Raw genomic sequence first — 22,375 nt, forward strand, 5'->3', positions numbered from 1 at the left:
TGAACTGGCCCTCAGTTGATCATTCCAAGCAACCTGTCCCGATCGGAACGCGTCGCCAGGCGCCGAATGATGATGCGGCCCTCGGCATCCCGCATTTCATATTGGTCGCTGTCGATGCGCTCACTGAGTCCGTTCGAATGCACCACGCCAATGCTCGGGCCGCTCACCTCGACCCGGTCTCCTGTGGATGCGTTGACAAAGAGTTTTGGCTTGCTATCGGGGTTTACCGCAGGGGCGGGATCAGGGAGATTGTCGTCCTGCGACTTTGCTTTGCCCTTGCCGGCACCAGCGTTCGAGTTCGAATTGCCGGAGTTTCCACCCGAATTGCCCGAATTGCCGTTCCCATTCCCGTTCCCGTTCCCGCCATTGCCGTTCCCGCCATCTTTGGCCCAGGCAGCCTGCGGGCCGAGCGGCTGCGATGATCCATCGACCACGACGCGATAGGGGCTCACGACGAGAATGAAGGTCAAGACGACTACAGAAATGCCGACATGACGTCCTCGTGAAGATCCGGTCCTTCGTTTCCGGGTCGTCATCAATGAACTTGCCAGTCGCATGTCGGAACTCCCCTTAATCATACGGCTCTGTCGTACTGCCTCCTGTTCGAATTCGTGTGATGCTTAAAACAATGGTTTGCGTCCGGAACGTCAAGACCCACCAGTCCCACGATGGTAACTGGTGGGTCTCGCTAGCGCAGGAAGGGACTATTTACTGCGCAAGTCTTTTGCCTTCCCGTGGTTGCGTCTCTCCGCGGTAGCGCCGACTTCCACCGTCAGCCAACAATAAATCCAATGGCCGCGACCCCGAAGCACAGGCCAAATAACGGAAAAAGCAGCCAACGTGCCTGGTGAATGCTCGGGTCCATGGCGGCCTCCTGTAACAGTCGGCATCGCAACGGGGCTCCTCGGAACTCAGTTCCTGAAACTCTCGCATTTCGGGCTTTTGCGATAGCAGCCTCGGACCAAAGTTTGGCCGTGCGGGTCCTTGGTCGATAGGCCTACAGACTGAAGTCCCTATGCCAGGAGCCGCCCTGCATTCGGCGACCTTTGTGTCCAACTGGCAGCTGCGATCCACCGCCCTCTTCGAATGCTTTGCGTTTCTGGCTCTATGGCAGCAACGCCGTTGGTCTACTGCCGCATCGTTGAAACGCCACCAATACAGACCCATATGCGAATTGCGTCGGATGTCTCCTCCCATTGCGTCCGGCGCGTTCCCCTCTGGAGGTTATAGACCTTCACACTTGGCCGGGCTTAACAACCCGGCCTTTTCTTTTGGCATTTGTGTAATCCGCCTGACGGCCCTAATTTGCGAGACATTGGTAAAATCGATTTGCAAATGCATTCATGTGCCCATAACTTGTCACCATGAGCACGATTTCCAAAGTTGCCACGCGAGCGGGCGTGTCGCGCACGACCGTGTCGCATGTCATCAACCATGCGGACCGGGTATCGAAATCGCTACGTGAGCGCGTACAAGCGGCGATCGACGAACTCGGCTACACGCCGAACCCGCAGGCGCAAAGCCTGCGCACCGGCCGCACCAACATCATCGCGATGCTGATCCCGGACATCCGCAACCCGTTCTATCCGGAGCTGGTGAAAACGGCGCAGTCGACGCTCGAAGTGGTCGGCCTCGACATGCTGATCTTCAACACCGACGTGCCGGGCGGACATTCACAGGATCACGGCCGCGAGTATTTGCGCCAGATAGGGCGCAAGCGGGTCGACGGCGTCATCGTTGCCGACTTCGCGCTGCACGGCATGCACAGCGAACTGCTCAGCCTCGATCTGCCCGCCGTCTTCATCGGCCATCTGCCGAACCATGCTGTCGACAGCGTCCAGCTGGACGATTTCGGCGGCGGCTATCTGATGGGCGAGTATCTGGCGAAGAGGGGCCATCGCCGCGTCGCCCATGTCACCGGGCCAGCCTTTTTCAAGGAGGCGATGGCGCGTGCCGCCGGCTTCGAAAAAGGGCTCGCCGACAATGGCGTGCCAATCTCCGCCGATCTGCGGTTCGAGGGAAGCTATCTTGCCCCGTCAGGGCGGGAAGCGGTCACCTGGCTCAGGGAGAAGCACGGCGGAAACCTGCCGTCGGCGATGTTCTTCGCCAATTATCTGATGGCCTCCGGTGCGCTGACCGAATTCTACGACCATGGGATCAATATCCCTCAGGATATCGCCATCGCAGTCTTCGATGACCTGCCTCAACTGGAATATGTCAGGCCGAAGCTGACCCGTGTCGGCAACAGTCCGACAATGCTTGCCAAGCGCGCCACGCAAATGCTGCTCGAACGGCTGGGTGGCAAAGTCGAGGGCGCGCCGCGCACCGAAGTGATCCCATGCGTGTTGAGCCCATTCGACAGCGCGTGACGCCAGGTGCCGGCAAAGGGAACGGAGGTCCCTTCGCCAACGTTCGACCGAACAACATCCAAGGGAGGAATTGATGACTGACAAAACGACCCGCGACCGGCCATTGGCCAGCCTGAACCGCCGTCGGCTGATCCAGGGCGGCGCCACTTTCGCTGCCGCCGGCCTCACAGGCTTCCCGTTCATCAACAGGATGGCCGTGCGCGCTCAGGAAGCGCCGCTGAAATTCTGGCAGTTCTATGCGCCTGGGGGAGACGTGAAGCCGCAGGTCCAGTGGTTCGAGAAGCTGGTGGCCGACTGGAACGACGGCCACGACCAGAAGGTCGAGCTCGAATATGTCGTCAACAGCGAATACATCTCCGGTTCCAAGCTGGCAACGGCCTTCGCGTCGGGCGAGGGCCCTGACATCTTCCTCATCAGCCCCGGCGATTTCCTGCGTTATTACAATGGCGGCGTACTTGCCGACCTGACGCCGCATATCGAGGATGCCGCCAAAGCCGATTTCCCGGAAAGCGTCATCGCCAACCGCATGGTGGACGGCAAGATCTACGGTGTGCCGATGGAAGTCGAGCCGATGGCCTTCTACTATTCGGTCAAAGCGTTCGAGGATGCAAAGCTCAACGAGAACGACGTGCCGAAGACCTGGGACGAGCTGTTGGCGGTCGCCAAAAAGCTGACGACGCCCAGTCGCTACGGCGTGCTGTTCGAAACGACTCCCGGCTATTACCAGAACTTCACCTGGTATCCGTTCCTGTGGCAGGGCGGCGGCGAATTCCAGGGCAAGGACGGCAAGAGCGCCTTCGATTCGCCGGCCACCGTCCAGGCGCTGAAACTCTGGCAGGATGCCATCAATACCGGCGTGGCGCCGCGTCAGGTGGTCGGCGGCGGCTTCGACATAGTCGCCAATCTCGGGGCAGGGCTGTGCGCCATGCAGAACTGCGGCATCTGGGGCATTTCGGCGATGGACAACAACGCCAAGGACGTGCCCTACGGCATCTTCAAATTGCCGACACCGGCCAATGGCAAATACGTCACCGTCGGCGGTGGCTGGGCCTTTGTCGCCAATGCCGGAGGCAAGAACCCGGATGCTTCCGCCCAGTTCTGCGCCTGGGCGCTGGCCTCAATGGATCCGGCATCGATCGACCGGGTCGTCAACTGGTGCACTGTCGCCAAGAGCGACATGCCGCCGCGCAACAGCGCGCTGAAGGCCGGCGCCGATGTCTTCAGCACCGGCAAGTTCGGCACCTTCGCCAAGGAGATCCATCCGGGGACGCGCGCCGAGCCGCGGGTTCCGCCGGAGGCCTACAAGATCATCTCCGACGCCATCCAGTCGGCACAGCTTGGCGGGGTTGATGCCCAGCAGGCGGCGACGACGGCCAGTCAGCAACTCGATGCGTTCCTCGCTTCCTATTCCGGCGCGCCGATCCTTTAGGCCCTTTCCAGCATGGATCAGATGAAACCGCCAGCCGCGGGCGCGAATTCCGCCCGCGGCCTCACCGCCAAGCAAAGGGAGCGCTACGCCGCATGGCTGTTCGTCCTGCCCGATGCGCTCGGCTTGCTGGTGTTCGTCGGCGTGCCGATGCTGCTGTCGCTCGCCGTCGGGTTTTTCGAGGTCAACGGCTTCGGCGGCTACAGGTTCGTCGGGTTCGTCAATTACAGGCGCATGTGGGGCGACCCGCTGTTCTGGTCGTCGGTGAAGGTGACGGTAGCCTATGCCGTCATGCTGGTGCCGGCGCTCTACGTCGCCGGACTGGGACTGGCGCTTCTGGTGCAGAAGACCAACCGCTTCAACGCGGTCATGCGCTCGATGTTCTTTGCGCCGCAGATGGTCAGCCTGGTCGTGGTGGCGCTCGTGTGGCAGCTCATGCTGGTCGAAAAGGTCGGCATCGTCAGCCGGCTGGCGCCGCTCGTCGGCCTCGGCGGAATTTCGCTGCTCGGCGATCCAAATCTGGCGCTGTTCACGCTGGTGCTGGTCAGCGTCTGGTTCCTGATGGGTTTCTACATGCTGATCTTCCTCGGCGGGCTCCAGGACATCCCGGCAGAGTACTACGAAGCTGCAAAGATCGACGGTGCCGGGCCGGTGACGAGCTTCTGGTACATTACTTTGCCCTTGCTCAAGCCGACCAGCTTCTTCGTCCTCCTGGTCTCGCTCGTCGCGGCTGTCGCCGGCGGCCAGGTCTTCGACCTGATCTATGTGATGACCAAAGGCGGTCCGGTCAATTCGACCTCGGTGCTGATCATCTATATCTACAAGCAGGCATTCCAGTTCGGCGCGTTCGGCTATGCATCGGCAATGGCATCGCTGCTGGTGCTGGCGCTGATGCTGGTCACGGTCTTCTTCTTCGTGCTGACGCGCGGCGGACGCTTCGAGCATGACTGACGGCCGAACTCCTTCCGGCCGTTCGCAGATACGAGCGGCGAGACTTGCCTGGATGCTGGCAACCGCCGCACTTGGCCTGATGACGGTATTCCCGCTTGTCTGGATGCTGATCATCTCGCTCAAGCCGGCGAGCGACGTCTTCACGCCGAGCCTCATTCCGGAACGCCCGACGCTCGGCAATTTCCTCTATGTGCTGACCGAGGTGCCGTTCCTGCGCTATCTCTTCAATTCGTTCTTCGTGTCGGCGACGGTGACGGTCGCCGCGCTGTTCTTCCATTCGATGGCCGGCTATTCGCTCGCACGGCTCCGTTTTCCGGGCCGCGACACGCTGTTCCTTGCCATGTTCTCGACCTTCCTGGTGTCGCTGCCGGTCATCATCGTGCCGCTGTTCATCCTGACGCGGATGCTGCACATGCTGGACAGCTATGCCGGGCTGATCATTCCGGCGATCTTCAACGCGTTCGGCATCTTTCTGCTCAGGCAATACTACCTGTCGCTGCCCAGGGAACTGGAAGAAGCGGCGATCATGGATGGTGCCGGCTACTGGCGCATCTATTGGAGCATCATCCTGCCGCTCAGCCGGCCGATCCTGTCGGCACTGGCGATCCTGTTCTTCCTCGCCAACTGGAATGCTTTCCTGTGGCCGTTGACGATCACATCGGACCTCGATCTCTGGGTGGTGCAGGTAGCCATTGCGAACTTCAAGAGCCAGTACGCCGCCGCCTGGAACTACGTCATGGCCGCTTCGACCATCGTAGCCGTGCCGATGCTGGTTCTTTTCGTGATCTTCCAACGCCAGATCATGGAATCGATCAAGACAAGCGGCCTGAAATAACCGCTGAAGCAAGAGGAGAAACACATGGATAATGCCGGCTTGTCGCCGCTTCGCGGGCTCGCCAAATTGCGCGACGCCAAAACCCGCCGGTTCTCAAGCTACGACCGCACCGGCGGCAATGACGACCGGCTGCACATTGAACCCGGCCAGACGGTGGTGATTGCCGAGCATGACGGTGCCGGCATCGTCACGCATATCTGGGCGACGCTCGCCTGCGAGAGCGAGGCGTTCCTGCGCAAGATCGTATTGCGCGCCTATTGGGATGGTGAGGCACATCCGAGCATCGAAACGCCGATCGGCGATTTCTTCGGCATGGGCCACGCCCGCACGCGCAATTTTGCCAGCCTGCCGGTGCAGGCAAGTCCCGAGGATGGCAAGGCCTTCAACTGCTACTTTCCGATGCCGTTTGCCAGCCACATGCGCTTCACCGTCACCAATGAGGCTGAGGACGACCTGCTTTTCTATTACTATGTCGATCTCGAACTGCATGAGGAACTCGAGGAAGCCCTGGGCCGCTTCCACGCCCAATACAGGCAGCAGCGACCTGATGGCATAGACGAGACGGGGCTGGCCAACGAGCAGGTCCTGTTTGGCGGGGAAAACACCGACGGGAACGGCAACTACACCATCCTGGAGGCGGAAGGTCATGGCCACTATGTCGGCGTGCTCTATTCCGTCTATTCGCGGCGGCGTTCCGCACTATGGGACTGGTATGGCGAGGGCGACGACATGATCTTCGTCGATGGCGAGCCGGGCATTTCCGTGCCGGATACAGTGCGCAAGCCCGATCCGCGCATCGGACCGAAGGCCGAACTGATCGACGATCGCGGCGAGACCGGCCCCGGCGCCAACGATGCCTGGCCGCCGACGCTGCACGGCACCGGCACGGAAGATTATTTCAATACGGCATGGTGCCCGACACAGGACTACAGCGCGCCCTATCACGGCATCATCGCCGCCGGCGGGCCGAACTGGACCGAGCCGGTTACGCTCTATCGCTGGCACATAGAGGACCCGGTCATCTTCCACAAACGGATCCGGGTGACCATCGAGCACGGTCACGCCAATCGCCGCTCGGACGACATTTCGTCGGTCGCCTTCTGGTATCAGGCCGAACCGCACAAGCCGTTCGAAGCGCTTGCCGATGTCGAGGACCGCATCCCCACCTATCGCGCGCCTTATCACAATTGGAATGCCGCCTTCGACGAGAAGAGGCGTTAGGCCGGGATGCGTTCGAATTGAACCGTGCATCCCGCGCTATCTGCGTCGGGGCACGACACTGCCGCAGCGCGCCACCTCAGCTGCGAGGTGGAAGTTGCTGGACAGACCAGGTGTTGCCGTCGGGATCCTCAAAGAAGACAAATCTGCCCCAGGGAAAATCCTTGATATCGCTGACCTCGATACCTTGAGCGGCCAGGTACCGGTGTGCCTCATCGACATCGGGCACGACCAGTTGCAGGCCCCTTATGGATCCCGCGGGGCTGTCGACGAGGCCCTTGCCCATGGCAATCGAACAGGCCGAACCGGGCGGCGTCAATTGCACGAAACGTATCTCGTCGCTTACGGTGTGGTCGTGATCGAGATGAAAGCCGACCTTCCCAACATAAAAGGCAATTGCTCTATCGACGTCCGATACGGGGACCGGGACTAGTTCCAGCTTCCAATCCATGACAGCCCTTTCGCAGCTTGATCGCCAAGTGGTGCCGAACACCGTGGCGCCATCCCGCCATCTTCCCAATGCCATTGTCGGCGCGGGCCGCTCAGTCAGTCAAGAGATACCCGGGCTCGGGCAACGTGAGGACTGGTCTCATTGCTGAGACGGCGTTCGGAACCGATGAGCACAAGCTCAGTTAGGCGGAGGACAACCACCTTTCGGATCAGCAAGGACGACTTTAATGATCGGAACGCAGGGCGCCGAATACAACTGTGGGAAGGTTGAACGGGCGTCGTTGACGCGCGAAGGGATTGCTTGGAAGCGACGCTCGCCGAAGCTGGCGAGGCGAAGCCGAAGCGCAATTATGCCGTGAATGCCTACGATTCGGCCTGCCTTCTCCTTGCCGCGATCAAAGACGCCAGCACTGTATCCAAGGGATATCCGAGCCGGCGCGACGTTCTGGCGGCGGTGCGCGATATCCGTTTCAAGGGAATCGCCTATCGCGAGCCGGTGCGGTGGGATGAAAAGGGCGACAATCTGGCCGCTGTGACTGCACTCAACGGGGTGGAAAACGGCCGCTTCCGACAGATCGCCGAAATCCAGCAGATGCAGAGTGTAGAGCAGACCTGACGCCGACAGGCTCTTCGACCGAACCGGTTTCCGCCGCTTTGCCAGGACGATTTTCACAGGACCACGAAACAATAATCTCCGGTCGCCGTTTCGCCCGCAGAACCTTTCGAGGAGGCGACGATGAGCGCAACCGGCTTGGACGTTTTTGACAAAACGCTGCAAATAACAAACATCTGGCTTGACGAGATCATGGCGGATCTTGGTCCGGATCGACACGTCGCCTGGCATACATTGGGCGCCGTTCTGCGAACCCTTCGCGACAGGCTGCAGATCGGACTGGGGCCAACTTGGGAGCGGAACTGCCGCTGCTAGTGCGCGGCGCCTACTATGATCGCTATCGGCCCGCCGACATGCCCGACAAGACACGCTCGCTCGAGAAGTTCCTGCAACACATCGCCGATGAATTGAAATCGACTCGTCCTGTCGATCCCGAGGATGCGGCACGCTCAGTGCTGCGTGTGCTTGCACGGCATATCGACCTTGGCCAGTCGGCAAAGGTGCGGGATGCGCTGCCAAAGGAAATCCAGGTCCTCTGGCCTGAAAGCGTGGGCGTCAAATAGCGGCGATCCTGCTCATGCGGACGCGCGACGGACCAACTGCCACGAAACGCTGAAAAGGGTAGGTATTGCGCCCGGTGTTGCTGAGATCAATGAGATCAGATGATCGGCAAGATGGTCGTAGTGGGCAGTTTCGGGGCCGATTGTCGTCAATGCCGGATGACTGAATTCGCCCTCGTCGATATTGCCGCAGCCGATGACGGCAATGTCGCCGGGCACGGAGAGGCCGGCCTCCTCGAATGCGTGCAGGGCGGTCACGGCGGCAAAATCGGATTCGACGAAAAGCGCGGTCGGCCGATCCTTGCGGGCGGCCAGCGCCGTAGCATTGGCAAACGCAGCCTTGCGCGCCTCTGCACCGCCGATCACCAGGTCGTCTCGCAGCGGAAGGGCGCGTGCTTGCAGGAAGCTGCGATAGGCGGCGAGACGGCTCGCGTCCACCGCTTGCTCATGCACCATATAGGCGATGCAGCGATGGCCGGCTCCGTAGAGGTAGTCGAGAGCCTCGAAGACGGCCCTGCCGGTATGCTGGCGCACAACCGAGAAGCCTGCCGGCTCGATGGTCGGATGGAAGATCACCGCTGGCCGGCCCGCGGCCGCCAGGCGCGCGGCCAAGAGCATCACCTCGGGCTCGGAGAGATGCTGCCAGTCGGCGATAATGCCGTCTGCCAGCCCGCTCTCGATTTCCCTCACGATCCGGTCGGTTCGCTCGAAGGCGTCTCCCGCGGTGATAATTGTCGAAAATCCCCTCAGCGCCGCTGCAGATTGGATATCCTGCGCGATCCGGTCGCTGAACGGCACGCCGAGACGAGGCAGTACAAGGCAGATTCGCTCGGCCTGCTGGCGGCGCAGCTGCCGCGCGGTGCGGTTTTGCACGTAGTTGAGCTCAGCGACGGCCTCGAGGATGCGCTGCCGCGCCTCCTTGCCGACGAACTTCAGGCGCGTGCTGTCGCCGCTGAGCAGGTACGACACGGCAGCGGTCGATACATTGGCGCGCCGGGCGACATCGGCCATGGTCGGCGCCTTTCTGCGATCGGAACTTCTCTCGTGCATTGTTGGATCCGCTGCGCGACGTGACATGATCAGCTGTCGCTCAGCCGGATTTCATTCCAGCTTCCATACCCGGCGGCAAGGATCTCGGGCCTTGCCTCGCCGGCCTCCTCCATCAGGGCCACGATGCGGCCTCGCAGCCATGCACGCGTCTCTGCGTGATCGGGCGAAGCTATGAGATTGGTTAGCTCGTTCGGATCGCCATCGAGGTCGTAGAGCCTCGCCTCGACATAGAAATCGCTGCCGGAATCCCGCCAGCCGTCTTTTCCCGGCGCCTCGACCTCATATTTCCACCGTCTGGTGCGCAACGCGCGGCCGACATGGTGCTCGCTGATTTGAATGAATATCTCGTCGCGCGACGGCCGTTCGCCCTGCAGTGCGTCGAGCAGCGAGACGCCCTGCATCGAATTGGGCACTTTCAGGCCGGCCGCGGCGAGCAGGGTCGGCGCGAGATCGACGAGGCTGACCAGGCCTTCATATGTGCCGATGCGCTGGAAGCCGGGGCCGTGGAATAGCGTCGGCACGCGGATCGACGCCTCATGACAGGAACGCTTGTATTCGTTGTTGCGGGTCTTGAAGTGACAGCCATGGTCGGAGGTGAAGAGGATGATCGTGTCGTCAAGCCGGCCAAGGCTGTAGAGCGCCTCGACCAGCCGTCCAAACGCCTCGTCGAGGCGTGCGACCATGCCCAGATAGCCGGGGAAATGTTCCGCTGTCGTGCCGCCAAGTGCGGCGAGATCGCCGGGAATGGCGAGCTTCTTGCGGATCCTGTCCTCGTATCCGAGCGGGGCAGGGTAGTTGTCCGTCTGGTTCTGGTGATGCGGCTCGAGGAAGGACAGGAATAGGAAGAACGGCTCGTCTTCCCTCGATGCGACATAGCGGATTGCAGCGTCGGTGAGGGCATCGACGCGGTATCCCGGCAGCTTCACCGCCTTGCCGTCATTGTCGTGGACGACGGTGTCGAAGGGGCCGGAAGTGAACTCCAGGATGTTGGAGGCCAGCCAGTAGCGATAGCCGCCGCGTTCTTCCTGGGTGACCGGCTCGGCGGACCCCAGGTGCCATTTGCCGATATAGGCGGTGTCATAACCTGCTGCGGCGAAATGGTGCGCGAGCGTGCGCTCGCTCTTCGGCAGTGGGATGTCGTTGCGGTAGCAGCCGGTGATGGTCGGGTACCGCCCCGTCTGGAAGACGGAGCGGGCGGGGCCGCAAACGGGCTGGCAGGTAAACGAATTCGCCACGAACGTGCCGGTCCCGGCGAGGCGATCGAAATTTGGCGTAAGCTCGAGCGGATTGCCATGGACGCCAACGGTGTCCCAACGCTGCTGGTCGGTGAAGAAGACGATCACGTTCGGTCGGCGAGACGTCATGGGATGCAATAACTCCGAATGGTCATTTCATGCCTGCCAGCATCACGCTGCGGACGAAGTAGCGCTGCGTGAAGAGGAACAGCAGCAGGCTCGGGATGAAGAGAATGATCCCGCCCGTCGCCGTCAGGTTCCACTGGGTGAAGAATTCCTGGTTGAAAAGCGTCAGTCCCGTCGTGATCGGCCGCATTTCGGTGGTGTTGACGGCGACCAGCGGCCAGAGGAATTCGTTCCACTGGAACACGAAGGTGAGGAGGGCCAGCGTCGCCAGTGCCGGACGGACCTGCGGCAGCACGATGCGCCAGTAAAGGCCGAGTTCCGAGCAGCCGTCCATCCGTGCAGCGTCAAGCAACTCGTCGGGAATCGGACGGATGAACTGCCGCATCAGGAAGATTCCGTAGGCGCTCATGGCGAATGGAAGGATAAGGCCCCGATAGGTGTTGAGCCATCCCATCCGCGCGGTGAGCACATAGAGCGGGATCATGCGGATGAAGAATGGGATCATCAGCGTCGACAGCACCGCGACAAACATGACGCGCTTACCGGCGAATTCCATTTTCGCGAAGACGTAGCCGATCAACGGATCGAAGATCAGATGGAGGAAGGTAATCCCGCCGGCGATGATGAAGCTGTTGAGCGTGAAACGCGCGAACGGCGCCTTTTGCCAGATGTCGATGTAATTCGTGAATTGCCACGTCTCGGGGATCAGAATCGGAATGCCGCTGAAGACGTCGGCATCGCTCTGCAGCGACAGCGAAAGCATGTAAAGGAACGGAAAGATCGACAGCGCCACGCAGAAGAGCAGCAGTAGGTAGGACGGGAGCGTTTTTGCGAATGTCATGCCAATCTCAATAGGTGGTTTCGCGGTTGAGCAGGCGGAACTGAACGAAGGTGATGGCCAGGATCAGCAGGAACATCAGGAAAGACAGCGCCGAGGCGTAGCCGATGTTGAGCTCGAAGAAGGCTGCCTCGAACACGTGCAGGCTGAAGAACCGCGTCGCGTCGGCCGGTCCGCCCTTGGTTATCAGGTAGGCCGGCGCCAGCTCCTGTAGCTGGCTGATCGTGCTGACGACCGCGATGAACAGCGTGGTCGGCGTCAACAACGGCCAGGTCAGATAGCGGAATTGCTGCGTCGGCGTGGCGCCGTCGATGGATGCGGCATCGTAGAAGTCGGACGGGATCGACTGCAACGCGGAGAGGTAGATCAGCATGGCATAGCCGACATCCTTCCACACCGTGATGGCGATGAGGGTCGGCAGCGCGGTCGAGGTGTCGCCGAGCCAATTCTGGGTCGGCAGCCCAAGCTCGGCAAGGAAGCTGTTCAAGATGCCAGTGTAGGGATCGAGAATTGCCTGCCACATCAACGCGACGATCACGAAGGAGGTGATGTAGGGAAAGAAGATGATTGCGCGGATCAGAGTGCGCCCCGGGATCGGCCGGTTGAGCACGACCGCCAGTCCGAGGCCAATGGCGATGCTGGCCGCGGTGACGCCTATCGCGAAGGCCAGCGTCACGAAGAGCGACTGCCGAACGCGCGCGTCGCCGAGGGCAGCAACGTAGTTGTCCAGTCCGGCGAATCGGCTCTCGCCGATCAGCGGCTGGCCGCTGTACAGGCTCGCCCAAAACTCCAGTCCTATCGGATAGAAGAAATAGACCGAGAAATAGAGGATTGCTGGCGACAGCAGCAGGTAAGCGAGAAGCGTTTGTCTGGTGCGCCGGCTGAAGCGGGCAGCTCGCCGGGTCGGCATCGCGCCGACGCGAATGTCCGTATCGGCCGTATCGGTGCTGCCGCTGATAAACATCGGCCTAGTTGTTGGCCAGGATGACGTTGGCCTCGGCCGCGAATTTCGGCATAATCTCGGCTGCTGGCTTCTGATTGTAGATGATATCCTCGAGCGCACTTTGCAGAAGCTTCTCGATTCGCGCGTGCTTGCCGGTGAGGCGCAGCTCGGCGGTGACGTCTTGCGCGTAAGGCAGGCATTTGCTGAAGCTGCCGATGACCGGATCGGCCTGAACCTCGGCGTTTTCGGCCCAGGATTTGCGCGGCATCGTCATGCCCGCTTCCTTGGTAGCCGCCAGTTCCGTGTCGAGCGCGACGAGCCGCTTCAACAACTCCCAGGCCTCCTTCGGGTGCTTGGCGTCCTTAGGGATCATCACGCTGACGCCGCCCGCGAACGTCGCCTGCACCTTGTGCTTGAGTGATGGCGCAACCGCCCAGTTGAGCTTCGGGTTGCCCGAGCGGATCGGCTTCACGTCCCACGGACCGGTTATGATCATTGCGACCCGGTTGGCCGTGAACAGCTTTTGCGGACCCTCATAGTCAGCACCCGCCGCCGGCTTGGTCGCTGCTTTTTCCTTGTGGATCAGGTCGGCGAGGAACTGGATCGCTTCGATCGCCTCAGGACTGTCGAGATTGACCTTGTTTGTCTTGGGATCGTAATAGCTTACGCCGTTCTGCAGTAGCCACGACGAATAATATCCGATGCTGGGGTTGGGAGCGAAGCCGAAGCGGGCGCCGGTCGTCGTCGCCTTGGCAACCTTCAGGAACTCCTCCCAGGTCGCAGGCGGCGCGTCGAAGCCCGCCTGCTTAAGCATATCGACGTTGTACACGAGGGTGGCGCAGGTGAGGTGGATCTGGACGCCATAGTACTGGTCGCCGAGTTTGTTGCGCTCGACGGAATAGGCTTGCCAGTCGTCGGGATAGCCGATCGCCTTGCCGTCTTGTTGGATGAAGTCGTTCAGCGGCCGCAGCAGATTCCGCTGGCCAAATTCCTGCACCCAGCCGCCGGGTTCGGCGACGAGATCGGGCGCGTTCTTCGCCGCAAAATCCGCCACCAGCTTGGTGCGCATATCCGGCCACTGGAATTTCTCCCACTGCACCGACCATCCGGTATGATCGGCCTCGAACTTCGCTATTGCATCGGCATAAGCTTGATAGGCGTGGCCGGCGTTCCAATAGAGCGTCAAGGTCTCGGCATGGGCCGCAGTCGCGGTCGTCAGGGCCACGCCCAAAACCATGCCGTGCAGGAATCCGACTGACTTGTAGCGGCTCATCTTGGTCTCCTCCCTGGTTTGCCACCCGCCTTCCTCACAATGGCTGGCGTCATATTATTCGATTAATATACCCGCTATACCGCAGTTTTTGTCAAGCTCCGACTGTAATGCAGTGCATAGTTCTGGCCGAACTCGGGCGGAGCTATCTACAGCGCGCGATGGCGAAGTTGCTTCCGGTACCCGGTATGGACGATCGCGGCCTAACCTGGAAAGATCGTGAAACCGCCATCGACGCGGATTACCTGCCCGTTGATGAAGCGCGCGCGCGGACCGGCGAGGAAGGCCACCGCTTCGGCGATCTCTTCAGGCTCCGCATACCGGTTCAGCGATTTCTTGCTCGAATCCATGCGCTGCGGATCGACCACACGGCTCGCCTGGAACCGTGCCGTCTTGGTGGCGCCGGGGCTCACCGCATTGACGCGTACGCCATCGTCGATCAGTTCCTTGGCGAGGCAGCGCGTATAATGGACGACAGCCGCCTTGAGCGTCGAGTAGACCACCTCGGGCGAGCATCCGATATGCGCTGCCGCCGAGGCGATGTTGATCACCGAGCCTGAGCCACGCTTGACCATCGGCGGAACGAACGCCTGGCAGACCAGCATCGTGCCGATGAGGTTGTTCTCGGTTAGAACCTTGATGTCTTCGTAGTCGATGTCCAGTGCGTTGTTGGGATTGGGCTTGACGCCCTTGGCGCCGATGTCGCCGCCGGCGCAGTTTACCAAGACGTGCACGTCGCCGAGCTCCGCCTCGATCTTCCTCTTCATTTCCGCGACAGCTTGCTTGTCGCCGATGTTGCCGGTGACCGCGGTGATGCGCGTCCCATGCTTCTCCAAGCCCCTGGCAGAGTCGCCGAGGTCCGCGAATTCGCCATATTGAGATGGCCGGGCCCAATCGAGGTCGTGGACCGCGACGTTTGCGCCAAGTTCGGCCAAGCGGTCGGCCATCACGCGGCCGAGGCCGCGTCCCGAGCCGGTGACGAAGGCGGTCAGGCCGCTGAGTTCTCGGGCAGTCATGCTGATTTCTCCATTGCAATGAAATCGAATTTCATCATGTTGGCGGCGCTGCGCCGGATCATGTCGAGCTCGTACGAAACGAGCGCACCGTCATCATCGCGCTCCCATGGCGTGCGGTAGTCGGCGTCGTCCGCAAGGCGGTTCAGGCGCGCAGCACTCAGGCAGGCCGCGAATTCGCGGGCGGTCTTCGGCGCATATCCGTTCCACCAGTCGTCGGTGAGACAGCGAACGTGACGGGCCTCCAGCGCGCCGGGCTCAAGCACCGCCGTCAGCGTGTCGTGGTGCTCGCCAAGGATGGCTGCCAGTTCGGCGAAAGGCGCGGCGCCGTCGCCGATCGCGCAGCGGACCAGGCGGTAGCCCTCATCCGTGAACTGGACGCGATAGTCCTTGAGGTGAACGTGGCGGACATGGGGCGCGATCCGGCGCGTGAAGGCAAGCGGCGCCTCGCCGACAGGAAAGGTGTTGCCGGTGTCGTAGGTGATGCCGACACCCGGCCCGCCGAGTTCGCAGAACGCAACCAGTTCGTCGCTGCCGAAGTCCTGATGGTTCTCGATGCCGAGCACGCGTCCCTCGGCCGCCGCACGCGGCCCCCATTCCGTCAAGGCAGCGCGAATCGTTGCGTTGAACTCGCTCCATTTCGGACCCCACGCATTGCGGTCGCCGCACAGGACAGGCGTCAGTGCGATACGGATCGTCGTCGCCTCGAGCAGGCGCGCAGCCCGAAAGGCGTTGTCCAGCGGACCTGCCACTAGAAGTCCGCCGCTCACCACCGGGACGATGTCCAGCGCGGCAAGACGCCTGCGCAGGGCGACGATTTCGGCGTCAGTCAAGTCGGTCAACCAGGGTTCGTAGATCTCGAGCGTGCGTGCGCCCAGTTCCTGCGCCAGCGTGATGAAGCCTTCCAGCCCCACGCCGTCCGGATTGTGCCGCGGCGTGCCGCGGCCCTGCAGGCCGAGATAGTAGGTCAGTCCGTAAGGGTTGAGGCCGAGACGAAACATCAGCTTGGCGGTTCCAATGGAGAGCGGAGAGGCGTCACTAGCGCAGACCGGCATCGACGGTTATGGACTGTTTGGTGATCATGCGGCTGTCGTCGGCCGCCAGGAAGAGCACGGTGCGTGCAATCTCCTCGCCCAGCAGGACGCGGCGAATCAATTGCCGCTGCACCGTCTGGTCGACTGCCTCCTGCGTCTTGAACCACAGCTCGCGCTGCCGCTCGGTCATGACGGCGCCGGGTTCGATCGCATTGACGCGGATGTTATCCGGTCCGAACGACCGCGCCAACGCACGCGTCAGCGCCACCACGGCCCCCTTGGCGGTGGCATAGGCCACCATCTGGTCCGCTCCGAACCGCCAGGCAATGGAGGAGAAGTTTATGATCGAGCCGAAGCCGAGTTCCTTCATATGCGGATGCACTGCCTGCGCGGCGAAGAAGTGATGCCTCAGATTGACGTCGAAGCTGCGGTCCCAATAGTCGGCCGTTACCGCGTCGATGGGATGGCGCTGATCATTGGCTGCGTTATTCACCAGGACGGCGACCGGACCAAGCCGCGCGCGCACGCCTGCTACCGACGCCTTTAGCGCATCGACGTCGGTCACATCGCAATGGAGATATAACGGAGCCTGCCCGGCGGCACCAGCGAGCTCGCGCACCAACGCCTCCGCTGGTTCGTCCTGCACATCGAGAAAGGCTATCCGGGCGCCGTTCGCCACGAAGGCGCGGACCATATCGGCGCCAATGCCGGAGGCGCCGCCGGAGATCAGCACGACCCGATCGGTCAAGCTCGGATAAGTCGCGAATTGTACGGACATCAAACTACAGAAGCGCCTTGGTTGTTGGATCGAACAGACAGGCACGCGACATGTCGATGCCGAGCGTTATCGTCTCGCCCATGACGGGAGCGTCATCCGGCTCGAAACGGCCGGTGATCTCCAGGTCACCCAGCCTGAGCACGGCAAGCGTCTCGGCCCCGGTAGGCTCGACCAATTCGACCGGCGCCTGCATGGACGCCACAGCAGGTTTGCGCGACTTCAGATCGGTCGTGAAACGGTAGATGTGTTCCGGCCGGATACCGAGCACGACGTCCTGTGGCGCACCGGCGGGCATCGGCGCGGCAAGGGCGAGGCTGGCGTCGCTGCCGTCAGCGGCGCGTACCGAGATGCTGGTCGAGCCCGTAAGCCGGGCGGGAATGAAATTCATCGCCGGCGATCCCATGAAACCGGCAACGAACATGTTGGTCGGCCGGTCGTAGATCCGCTTCGGCGTGTCGAACTGCTGTACCGAGCCCTGGTTCATCACCGCAATGCGGGATGCAAGCGTCATCGCCTCGACCTGATCGTGGGTGACATACACCGTGGTCTTGCCGACGCGATGGTGAAGCTTCTTGATTTCGGTACGCATGTCGACGCGCAGCTTGGCGTCGAGGTTGGACAAGGGCTCGTCGAACAAAAACAGCTTCGGGTCGCGCACGAGGGCACGCCCCATCGCAACGCGCTGCCGCTGGCCCCCCGAGAGCTGGCCGGGCTTGCGTTTAAGCAGCTGTTCGATCTGCAGGAGTGCGGCAACCCGCTGGACAGCTTCCGCCTGCGCCGCTTTTGGCACGCCGCGGCTCTCCATGCCGAAGGTGATGTTCTGGCGCACCGTCATGGTGGGATAGAGGGCGTATGACTGGAACACCATCGCAATATCGCGGTCCTTGGGTTGCACCGAGTTCACCAGCCGGTCGCCGATCCATATCTCGCCCGACGTGACGGTTTCCAGTCCGGCGATCATGGCGAGCAAGGTTGACTTGCCGCAACCCGACGGGCCGACAAGGGCGACGAATTCTCCGGTCTTAGCCTCGAGATCGATGCCGGCAAGAATCTCGAGCGAGCCGTAGCTCTTGTGAAGGTTGCGGATCATCAACGCGGACATCGGCGACGCCTCATTTTATGGCGCCCTGGGTGAGGCCGCGCACGAAGTATTTTCCACCAAACAGATAGATCAGCAGCGGAGGCAACGCGCCGATCAGCACGGCTGCGCTCATCACATCGTAAGCACGCGCGGTCGTGCCGCCGGCCGTGAGCGCGACCAACGCCGCCGTAATCGGCTGCTGCTGGCCCGATGTGAAGACGACGCCGAACAAATACTCGTTCCAGATGCCGGTGAACTGCCAGATGACGGTGACAATCAGAATCGGCGGCGACAGGGGCAGGATGATCTTGCGGAAGATCCGCCAGAAGCCGGCGCCGTCGATGCGTGCCGCCTTGATCAGGTCGTCCGGTATGCTGACGTAGAAATTGCGGCAGAACAGGGTGGTGAACGAGATGCCCTGGACGACGTGGATCAACACCAGCCCGTATGTGGAATTGGTCAGGCCGAGCTTGCCGAGCAGGAACGCCCACGGCATCAACGAAATCTGGCCGGGCATGAATACGCCGAGCAGCATCAGATTGAAGATCAGTTCGGAACCCCTGAAGCGCCATTTGGAGAGGATGTAGCCGTTCATGGCGCCGAGAATGGTCGAGATGATGGTGGCGGGGATCGTCATCGCCAGCGAGTTGAAGAAATTGCGCTTCATGCCCTCGCAGGTACCGCTGACGCAGTAGGATCCCCAGGCCTGCGCCCACGCATCGAACCGGAAGCTGCGCGGTACGGAGATGAGGCCGTTGCGGGCAATCTCCGACTGCTCGCGCAATGAGTTGAAGATCACCACCAGCAATGGCACGAGATAGACGACCGCGAAAAGCGTCAGCACGGCATAGACAAGGAAGCGACTCCAGAAATGCCGGCGCGTGGCAGCGGCTTCTTCCGGATCAAAACGGGCATTAGGGGCAATTTCAGCCATTGCGGCCCTCCGCCCGCCGGCGCCAGACGATCCACAAGGAGTACGGCACCAGCACCACCGCGACCGCCGCGAGCATCATCATCGCCGCGGCGGCACCCTCGCCGATTTGGCCGCGCTGGAACATCAGGTCGTAGACATAGATGGCGGGGAAGGTGGTGGACACACCTGGGCCGCCTCGCGTCAACGCCGCCACCAGGTCGAAGGTCTTGATGGCGAATTGTATCTGAATGACCGCCACCGCCAGGAATATCGGAGCGATGGTTGGCAGGATGACCCTCCGATAGGTCCGGAAAACCGACGCGCCGTCGATTTGCGCGGCTTTGACGAGATCCGGATCGACCGACCGCAGACCGGCCAGGAAAAGTGCCATTGCGAAGCCGGACGACTGCCAGATACCGGTTATGATCACCGCATAGATCGCAGTGTTGCGGTTGGCCGTCAGGGCGAAGCTGAAGTCGGTCCAGCCAAGCCCGCGAACGAAGGCCTGGATACCGTCGACAGGATTATAGAGCCAACTCCACACCGTACCGGTGACGATGAAGGACACCGCCAACGGGTAGAGAAAGATGGTGCGCCAAACCGCCTCGCCGCGGACGCGCTGGTCGATCGCGATCGCGAGCAGCAGGCCAACGGCCATCGAGCCAACGATATAGAAGCCGCTGAACAGGAAGAGATTGGTATAGGCGATGTTCCAGCGCCGGTTTGCCCAGAGCGAAGCGTAATTGTCCAGGCCGACGAACCCATAGGTCGGCAACAGCGACGAATTGGACAGCGAGATGTAGAGCGTCCAGAGCGTGAAGACGAAAACATAGATGAAACTCGCCGCTATCGACGGCGCCAGCACCAGAATGGGCACCATCGTGCCCAGGCGCTCGCGCCACGGAGGGGCCGCGGCAGCTGCGGCTGGTACAATCAGATCATGGGTGGACATCGGGCTGCTCCGGCGAGGTCTGGCCGGGAGCTTCGCCCCCGGCCATCATCGGCAGCGTCACTTCTGCGCTTCGGCCGCATCCGCCATCGCATTGGCCGCGTCCTGCGCACTCATATCCGGCGTTGCTACAAACTCCGTGATGCTATCCATTATTGCGCCGCGGACCTTTTGCGGAACCGTCATGTTGTGCGCCATCGAACGCACGAGCGTGCCGGCGGCGATCGAGGCTTGCAGATCCTTTTGCGAGAGCTGCTGGCAGGGATTGAAGCCGTTCGAAAGATCGACGTCGAGGCGGGCCGGAATGGACCCTTTGGTCTGATTGAAAATGGTCTGGAATTCGGGCGACAGGATGATGCTGGCAAGCAGCTTCTGTCCCTCGATATAGTCCGGATCCTTCTGCTTGAAGAACACGACCGAGTCTGAATTCAAGATGAAACCGGGCTTGCCCCAATCGGTCGGCGCCTGGGCGCAGACATAGTCGGTGCCCTCCTTGAAGCCGCCGGCCGTCAGCAGGCCGATCGTCCAGTCGCCCATGATGTGGAAGGCGGCCTCGCCGCGGCCGACGAGATGCGACATGGTATCCCAGTCACGCCCGTTCATGCCGGGGTCCATGTACTTCGAGGTCATGGTGCGAAACTGCTCGAAGGCCTTGACCATGCCGTCGCTGCGCATGGCATCGACGTCGCCCTCGACGAAAGCTTTCTTGTAGAGATCGAGGTCCTGACCGTACACGACCACTTCGAAGACGGTCGAGTCGGTCCAGTCGGCGGTCGAGTGCGAAATGCAGATCTTGCCGCTGGCCACGATCTTGTCGCAGGCGGCGTTGAATTCCGCCCATGTCTTCGGCATCTCGGTGACGCCCGCGTCCTTCATGACCTTCGGCGATGCCCACAGCCAGTTGATGCGGTGGATGTTCATCGGCGCGGCCACCCAATTCCCGGTCGGCTTCATCACCGGCAGCAATTCGGGAGCGACGACCTTCTCCCAATTTTCCGCCTTCGCCAGGTCGTCGAGATTGGCTGTCATGCCCGTCTCGTTCCATTCGGCGATCTCGGGGCCTTTGAGCTGCACAGCGGGAGGTGCGTTGCCGGCGATCACATCAGCACGCAGTTTGGCCAGGGTATTGGCCGTATGGCCTGCGATGGAGGTCTGCTGCCAGGTGCCACCCTTGGCGGTAAACATCTCGCCGAGCTTGGCGATAGCCTGGGCGTCCGATCCGGTGGCCCATTGATGCAAGAGGTTGGTCTTCGGCTCCGCGAGGGCTGTTCCGGTAATCAAGGTGAAGGCGGTAGCGGCCGCAAAGGCCGTCCTCAGGTATTTCATCGTTTCACTCCCATATGTGATGCACGGTTCGTATCGACCGCTTGTGGCCCGCGATTTGAGGTCGTGGCCGGCGAGATTCAGTAATCTCCGTTCTTTCCAAGATGACATATTTGGGCTATCAGTCAACGTGCTTTGTGCCCATCATGAACAAACCTTCGCTTAGAAATTGGCTGATCGACAGGCCGTCCGCGTCGCCGGAGAGCCTGATCGTCCGATGCTTGCGCGAGCGCGGCGTGCTTTCTGCGTCGCAAATTACCCGCATTACCGGTTTGGCGCGGTCGACGGTTTCAACCGCGCTCAACGGCTTGAGAAAATCTGGGATGGTGATCGAATCCTCGGCCCATCATGACGCGGCGAGGGGTATCGGCAGGCCTGCCACGACATTGACGCTCAATCCCGCTGCGGGCACCTGCGTCGGCATCCATCTGGGCCTCGACGAGATGCGGTGTGTCGTCGCTGACGTCTCGCATTCTTTCGTTGCCGAACAAACTATCCCCATGGGTCTGGACTACCAGCCGCAACAGGCGGCCCAGCTCGCCAAGTCAGTAATTGCCCGATGCTACGAAGAGAACGGTCTGCCGATGGCGGGGCTCCTGGGGGTTGGGGTCTCCGTCTCGGGCCCAGTCAGCCGCGAAGGAGTGGTGCTGCGCGCGAGTATCGTTCCGACCTGGGCCGGGGTCAACATCCGCGATGTGTTCGGGCCGGTCCTTGAACAGCCGATCTTCGCCGACAATGAGAGCAACTGCTCGGCCATTGCCGAGCTGATGTGGGGTGCTGCCGTCGGCCAGGACGATTTCGTGCTGTTCAAGGTCGATCTGGGCGTCGGCGGGGCCATTGTCCAGCACGGTCGGCTGGTGAGCGGCATCGCCGGCGGCGCCGGCGAATTCGGGCACATTAGCATCGATCCCGGCGGCGACCTTTGCCGGTGCGGCAATCGAGGATGCCTGGAGCTCTATGCCAGCTTTGCCGGACCGCTCGAGCAGATTTCGCGCATCGTGCGGCGGCCGGTCACGATGGACGACGTGATCATGATGGCCGAGGAGGGCGACGTGAGGGCGCTGCGGATGATCGAGGACACCGCCGAGTTCGCCGGCCGTGGCCTTGGCCTGATCGGTTCGGTTCTCAATCCGCCGCTCATCATCATCAGCGGCCGCATGGCCTTGGCGGGCGACATTCTCCTGGCGCCACTGATCGCATCATATGAACGCCACACGCTCATCAAGTCCCGCGATGTGGCGCCTGCGCTGCGCACGCGGATAATCGTTGGCAAGCACACGGAGAACGATGCATTGCTCGGCGCGGTCGGCCTCGTGCTGCGCCACAACAGCCGGCTTCAGTGACCCGGCTTGCTTCGGGTGGCGCTCTGATTTTGCGAGCTGCTCGCCGAAGCAGCGGAA

At 61.6% G+C, this 22,375-nt stretch carries 22 protein-coding genes and 1 pseudogene; 8 read left to right on the plus strand and 15 right to left on the minus strand.

The window, feature by feature from the left end; genetic code table 11:
- Nucleotides 1-11: 11 nt before the first annotated feature.
- Nucleotides 12-470: a hypothetical protein gene (locus tag NKJ32_RS08250; protein WP_352586652.1), complete on the minus strand. Its 459-nt coding sequence runs from the start codon at nt 468-470 to the stop codon at nt 12-14.
- Between the two features lie 894 nt (nt 471-1,364).
- On the opposite strand from NKJ32_RS08250, the gene NKJ32_RS08255 reads away from it, so the two are divergent.
- From NKJ32_RS08255 to NKJ32_RS08275, 5 genes are all read left to right on the plus strand, one after another.
- Nucleotides 1,365-2,369, plus strand: a complete 1,005-nt coding sequence (locus NKJ32_RS08255) for a LacI family DNA-binding transcriptional regulator (RefSeq protein WP_352690525.1) — start codon at nt 1,365-1,367, stop codon at nt 2,367-2,369.
- Between the two features lie 73 nt (nt 2,370-2,442).
- Nucleotides 2,443-3,798 (plus strand): ABC transporter substrate-binding protein, encoded by a 1,356-nt coding sequence (locus tag NKJ32_RS08260; protein ID WP_352539309.1) that lies wholly within the window; start codon nt 2,443-2,445, stop codon nt 3,796-3,798.
- A gap of 21 nt (nt 3,799-3,819) precedes the next feature.
- Nucleotides 3,820-4,746, plus strand: coding sequence for a carbohydrate ABC transporter permease (locus NKJ32_RS08265; RefSeq protein ID WP_352568071.1), 927 nt, complete (start codon nt 3,820-3,822; stop codon nt 4,744-4,746).
- Complete coding sequence (locus NKJ32_RS08270) at nt 4,739-5,581, plus strand: carbohydrate ABC transporter permease (protein WP_352568070.1); 843 nt, start codon at nt 4,739-4,741, stop codon at nt 5,579-5,581. Before NKJ32_RS08265 ends, NKJ32_RS08270 begins: the two co-directional genes overlap by 8 nt.
- A 24-nt stretch (nt 5,582-5,605) precedes the next feature.
- The gene (locus NKJ32_RS08275; RefSeq protein WP_352827325.1) at nt 5,606-6,802 is read left to right on the plus strand and encodes a glycoside hydrolase family 172 protein; all 1,197 of its coding nucleotides are present in this window, start codon (nt 5,606-5,608) and stop codon (nt 6,800-6,802) included.
- Nucleotides 6,803-6,878: 76 nt separating this feature from the next.
- Here the strand turns inward: NKJ32_RS08275 and NKJ32_RS08280 are convergent, their stop codons facing one another.
- A complete protein-coding gene (locus NKJ32_RS08280; protein WP_352568068.1) occupies nt 6,879-7,250 on the minus strand; it encodes a VOC family protein in 372 nt (123 codons plus the stop codon).
- Between the two features lie 300 nt (nt 7,251-7,550).
- On the opposite strand from NKJ32_RS08280, the gene NKJ32_RS08285 reads away from it, so the two are divergent.
- Together NKJ32_RS08285 and NKJ32_RS08290 are read left to right on the plus strand one after the other, a co-directional pair.
- Complete coding sequence (locus tag NKJ32_RS08285) at nt 7,551-7,865, plus strand: hypothetical protein (RefSeq protein ID WP_352697484.1); 315 nt, start codon at nt 7,551-7,553, stop codon at nt 7,863-7,865.
- A gap of 120 nt (nt 7,866-7,985) precedes the next feature.
- Nucleotides 7,986-8,425 (plus strand): annotated as a pseudogene (locus NKJ32_RS08290) (DUF2267 domain-containing protein).
- Between the two features lie 12 nt (nt 8,426-8,437).
- On the opposite strand, the gene NKJ32_RS08295 reads toward NKJ32_RS08290, so the two are convergent.
- The 13 genes from NKJ32_RS08295 to NKJ32_RS08355 form a co-directional block, all read right to left on the minus strand.
- Nucleotides 8,438-9,433 (minus strand): LacI family DNA-binding transcriptional regulator, encoded by a 996-nt coding sequence (locus NKJ32_RS08295; RefSeq protein ID WP_352568066.1) that lies wholly within the window; start codon nt 9,431-9,433, stop codon nt 8,438-8,440.
- A 68-nt stretch (nt 9,434-9,501) separates the two neighbouring features.
- Complete coding sequence (locus NKJ32_RS08300) at nt 9,502-10,836, minus strand: sulfatase family protein (RefSeq protein ID WP_352697486.1); 1,335 nt, start codon at nt 10,834-10,836, stop codon at nt 9,502-9,504.
- Between the two features lie 22 nt (nt 10,837-10,858).
- Nucleotides 10,859-11,674 (minus strand): carbohydrate ABC transporter permease, encoded by an 816-nt coding sequence (locus NKJ32_RS08305; RefSeq protein ID WP_352568064.1) that lies wholly within the window; start codon nt 11,672-11,674, stop codon nt 10,859-10,861.
- Nucleotides 11,675-11,681: 7 nt separating this feature from the next.
- Nucleotides 11,682-12,635 carry a carbohydrate ABC transporter permease gene (locus NKJ32_RS08310; RefSeq protein ID WP_023675501.1) on the minus strand — a complete coding sequence of 318 codons (954 nt, stop codon included), beginning with the start codon at nt 12,633-12,635 and terminating at the stop codon, nt 11,682-11,684.
- Between the two features lie 4 nt (nt 12,636-12,639).
- The gene (locus NKJ32_RS08315) at nt 12,640-13,887 is read right to left on the minus strand and encodes an ABC transporter substrate-binding protein (protein ID WP_352827328.1); all 1,248 of its coding nucleotides are present in this window, start codon (nt 13,885-13,887) and stop codon (nt 12,640-12,642) included.
- 200 nt (nt 13,888-14,087) lie between these two features.
- Nucleotides 14,088-14,900, minus strand: a complete 813-nt coding sequence (locus NKJ32_RS08320; protein WP_352448128.1) for an SDR family NAD(P)-dependent oxidoreductase — start codon at nt 14,898-14,900, stop codon at nt 14,088-14,090.
- Entirely contained in the window at nt 14,897-15,898 is a 1,002-nt protein-coding gene (locus tag NKJ32_RS08325) for a sugar phosphate isomerase/epimerase family protein (protein ID WP_352827331.1), read from the minus strand. Before NKJ32_RS08325 ends, NKJ32_RS08320 begins: the two co-directional genes overlap by 4 nt.
- A 37-nt stretch (nt 15,899-15,935) precedes the next feature.
- Entirely contained in the window at nt 15,936-16,709 is a 774-nt protein-coding gene (locus tag NKJ32_RS08330; RefSeq protein ID WP_352454144.1) for an SDR family NAD(P)-dependent oxidoreductase, read from the minus strand.
- Between the two features lie 4 nt (nt 16,710-16,713).
- Nucleotides 16,714-17,811, minus strand: a complete 1,098-nt coding sequence (locus tag NKJ32_RS08335; RefSeq protein ID WP_352454145.1) for an ABC transporter ATP-binding protein — start codon at nt 17,809-17,811, stop codon at nt 16,714-16,716.
- Between the two features lie 10 nt (nt 17,812-17,821).
- Complete coding sequence (locus tag NKJ32_RS08340) at nt 17,822-18,724, minus strand: carbohydrate ABC transporter permease (protein WP_292660005.1); 903 nt, start codon at nt 18,722-18,724, stop codon at nt 17,822-17,824.
- Nucleotides 18,717-19,655, minus strand: a complete 939-nt coding sequence (locus NKJ32_RS08345; RefSeq protein ID WP_352586669.1) for a carbohydrate ABC transporter permease — start codon at nt 19,653-19,655, stop codon at nt 18,717-18,719. The genes NKJ32_RS08340 and NKJ32_RS08345 overlap by 8 nt, the downstream gene beginning before the upstream one ends.
- Before the next feature lie 57 nt (nt 19,656-19,712).
- Nucleotides 19,713-20,978, minus strand: coding sequence for an ABC transporter substrate-binding protein (locus tag NKJ32_RS08350; RefSeq protein ID WP_023675509.1), 1,266 nt, complete (start codon nt 20,976-20,978; stop codon nt 19,713-19,715).
- Nucleotides 20,979-21,096: 118 nt separating this feature from the next.
- Nucleotides 21,097-21,279: a hypothetical protein gene (locus NKJ32_RS08355; RefSeq protein ID WP_352827413.1), complete on the minus strand. Its 183-nt coding sequence runs from the start codon at nt 21,277-21,279 to the stop codon at nt 21,097-21,099.
- On the opposite strand from NKJ32_RS08355, the gene NKJ32_RS08360 reads away from it, so the two are divergent.
- Nucleotides 21,212-22,318, plus strand: coding sequence for an ROK family protein (locus NKJ32_RS08360; protein WP_352827410.1), 1,107 nt, complete (start codon nt 21,212-21,214; stop codon nt 22,316-22,318). The genes NKJ32_RS08355 and NKJ32_RS08360 overlap by 68 nt on opposite strands.
- Nucleotides 22,319-22,375 lie beyond the last annotated feature (57 nt).

This window comes from Mesorhizobium sp. M0159 (assembly GCF_040322295.1).
GTDB lineage: Bacteria > Pseudomonadota > Alphaproteobacteria > Rhizobiales > Rhizobiaceae > Mesorhizobium.